Source organism: Galactobacter sp. (genome assembly GCF_022712295.1).
In the GTDB taxonomy this organism is placed as follows: Bacteria; Actinomycetota; Actinomycetes; order Actinomycetales; family Micrococcaceae; genus Galactobacter.
Genome location: NZ_JALAGT010000180.1, coordinates 1 through 3,272 on the forward strand (window position 1 = coordinate 1; position 3,272 = coordinate 3,272).

3 protein-coding genes are annotated in these 3,272 nt (G+C 66.6%); all 3 read left to right on the top strand.

What is annotated here, in order from left to right:
• A partial coding sequence (locus tag Q0A15_RS13005; RefSeq protein ID WP_291279954.1) for a 3'-5' exonuclease occupies window positions 1-669 on the top strand: 669 nt, incomplete at its 5' end.
• Window positions 670-906: 237 nt separating this feature from the next.
• Window positions 907-2,073, top strand: a complete 1,167-nt coding sequence (gene sucC / locus Q0A15_RS13010; protein WP_291279955.1) for an ADP-forming succinate--CoA ligase subunit beta — start codon at window positions 907-909, stop codon at window positions 2,071-2,073.
• A 36-nt stretch (window positions 2,074-2,109) separates the two neighbouring features.
• A complete protein-coding gene (gene sucD / locus Q0A15_RS13015) occupies window positions 2,110-3,009 on the top strand; it encodes a succinate--CoA ligase subunit alpha (protein ID WP_291279956.1) in 900 nt (299 codons plus the stop codon).
• Window positions 3,010-3,272: the final 263 nt, after the last annotated feature.

Genomic DNA, 3,272 nt, shown 5'->3' on the forward strand with positions numbered 1-3,272 from the left:
ACCCTGCACACCGCCAAGGGCCTCGAGTTCCCGGTGGTCTTCCTGACCGGCATGGAACACGGGATCTTCCCGCACCAGCGGTCCCTCACCGACGAGTCCGAGATGTCGGAGGAACGGCGCCTGGCGTATGTGGGGATCACTCGCGCCAGGCAGCGGCTCTACCTCACCCGTTCCGAGTACCGCTCCATGTGGGGGCAGTCCCAGTACAACCCGGCCTCGGCCTTCCTGGAAGAGATCCCGTCGGACTTGATGCGATGGGAGCGCGAGGGTTCCGCCCGTACCCCCGTGGGCTTCAACGGGTCCGGCAACGGCGGTTGGTCCTCCTCCCGCTACGGCGGCTCCGGGTGGGGCGGACGCGGCGGTCAGGCCTGGGAGGTCCCGGGTGCAGGTAACCATCGCGGACGCCGCACCGGGGACCCCGAGGAGCACCGCCTCATCACGCAGGCCAACCGTTCCTCAGGTCCTCGCGCGGCCAAAGGGGCCGCGCCTGCGGGGGACGGACCGATCCTCGACATCAAGCCCGGTGACACCGTGATCCACGCAACATTCGGTCCCGGTGAGGTGCTCACCATGGAAGGTGAAGGTCCCAAGACCGTAGCCAAGGTGAAGTTTGCCTCCGCGGGCGAGAAGCGCCTGTTGCTGCGGTATGCGCCCCTGTCCAAGGGGTGAGTAAGACGTGGGAGCCGCGCCGCGCCGTCGGGCAGTGCAGTGGCCGCAGGCCGATCTGTCGCGACCGCTGGGCGCTTCTACACGCTGTCGAACTGGGTGGATGGACGTAACCGCGATACCCTGATAGATGGCGCTTGTTCGGCGTCACGGGGCCCTCTCGGACCCCGGACCGCACCGCGTGTCGCAAGGCACAGCGTGAGGCGGTGAACCGCGACTTACCAGGAAGAGGACACAAACGTGGACCTGTATGAGTACCAGGCGCGCGACCTGTTCGAGAAGCACGGCGTTCCCGTGCTGCAGGGCATCGTGGCGACGACCCCCGAGGAGGCCAAGGCAGCTGCCGAGAAGATCGGCGGCGTCGTGGTCGTGAAGGCTCAGGTCAAGGTCGGAGGCCGCGGCAAGGCCGGCGGCGTGAAGGTCGCCAAGACCGCCGACGAAGCTTACGAGCACGCCAGCGCCATCCTCGGCATGGACATCAAGGGTCACACCGTGCACAAGGTGATGATCGCTCAGGGTGCGGACATCGCCCGTGAGTTCTACTTCTCCGTGCTGCTGGACCGCGCCAACCGCAACTACCTCGCCATGTGCTCCGTCGATGGCGGCATGGAGATCGAGCAGCTGGCCGTGGAGCGTCCCGACGCACTGGCCCGCGTCGCAGTGGACCCCACCGTGGGCATCGACGCAGCCAAGGCCGCCGAGATCGTTTCCACCGCCGGATTCGACGCAGAGACCGCACCGCAGGTCGAGGCCGCCATCATCAAGCTGTGGGACGTCTTCACCAAGGAGGACGCCACCCTCGTCGAGGTGAACCCGCTCGTCGCCACCGGTGACGGCACCATCCTGGCCCTGGATGGCAAGGTCTCCCTGGATGACAACGCTTCCGAGTTCCGCCACCCCGATCATGAGGCGCTGGAGGACAAGGCTGCGGAGAACCCGCTCGAGGCCAAGGCCAAGGCCAACGGCCTCAACTACGTGAAGCTGGACGGCCAGGTCGGCATCATCGGTAACGGTGCAGGCCTCGTCATGTCCACCCTGGATGTCGTTGCCTATGCAGGCGAGAACCACGGAAACGTGAAGCCCGCCAACTTCCTGGACATCGGCGGCGGCGCCTCGGCTGAGGTCATGGCCAACGGCCTCGACGTCATCCTCGGCGACGACCAGGTCAAGTCCGTGTTCGTCAACGTCTTCGGCGGCATCACCGCCTGTGACGCCGTCGCCAACGGCATCGTGAAGGCCCTGGAGATCCTGGGCGACAAGGCCACCAAGCCGATCGTGGTCCGCCTGGACGGCAACAACGTCGTGGAGGGTCGCGAGATCCTCGCCAGCGCCAACAACCCGCTCGTGACCATGGTCGAGACCATGGACGGTGGCGCCGACAAGGCCGCCGAGCTGGCCAACGCCTGATCCCGGGTCCGAATACAAGTTTTCGAGGAAACAAATATGTCTATCTTCATCAACAAGGACTCCAAGGTCATCGTCCAGGGCATCACCGGCTCTGAGGGCGCCAAGCACACCCAGCGCATGCTGGCTGCAGGCACCAACATCGTCGGTGGCGTGAACGCCCGCAAGGCCGGTCAGACCGTGACCCACGAGGGTCGCGAGATCAAGGTCTACGGCACCGTGGCTGAGGCCATGGCCGAGACTGGCGCTGACGTCTCCATCGCATTCGTGCCCCCGAAGTTCACTCGCGACGCCGCTGTCGAGGCCATCGAGGCCGAGATCGGCCTCCTCGTGGTCATCACCGAGGGCGTGCCGGTGCAGGACTCCGCAGAGTTCTACAACCTCTCCCTGAAGAACGTCGGCGCGGACGGCAAGCCGAAGACCCGCATCATCGGCCCCAACTGCCCCGGCATCATCACCCCCGGCGAGTCCCTGGTGGGCATCACCCCCGCCAACATCACCGGCAAGGGCGGCGTGGGCCTCGTGTCCAAGTCCGGCACCCTGACCTACCAGATGATGTTCGAGCTGCGTGACCTCGGCTTCTCCTCCGCCATCGGCATCGGCGGCGACCCGGTCATCGGCACCACCCACATCGATGCGCTCGAGGCCTTCGAGAACGATCCGGAGACCAAGGCCATCGTGATGATCGGTGAGATCGGTGGCGACGCCGAGGAGCGCGCCGCAGCCTACATCAAGGACAACGTCACAAAGCCCGTGGTGGGCTACGTGGCAGGCTTCACCGCTCCCGAGGGCAAGACCATGGGCCACGCAGGCGCCATCGTCTCCGGCTCCTCCGGAACGGCCCAGGCCAAGAAGGAGGCCCTCGAGGCCGCAGGCGTGAAGGTCGGGAAGACCCCGTCCGAGACCGCCCGCCTGCTGCGCGAGGTCTACCCCGCCTGAACTTCTCAGGTGTAGGCCGTGGCGTAACTACGGTCGTGAACCACAACTACGGTGTCCACTTCCCAGTGGGCACCGTAGTTGTGTTTTCTCACCGTTGACGTGAAACCTCATGCCCGACGTCGTGGGGCCCCCAAACCCCGGGGGGGGGGGGCCCCCCCCGAGGGGGGTGGGGTGGGGGGGGCGAACCCCGAGTTGTATAGAGCCCCCCGCGGGGGAGACAGGGGCCGCGGGGGCAGGTGGTTAGAGGGCCCCCCCGTGGGGGG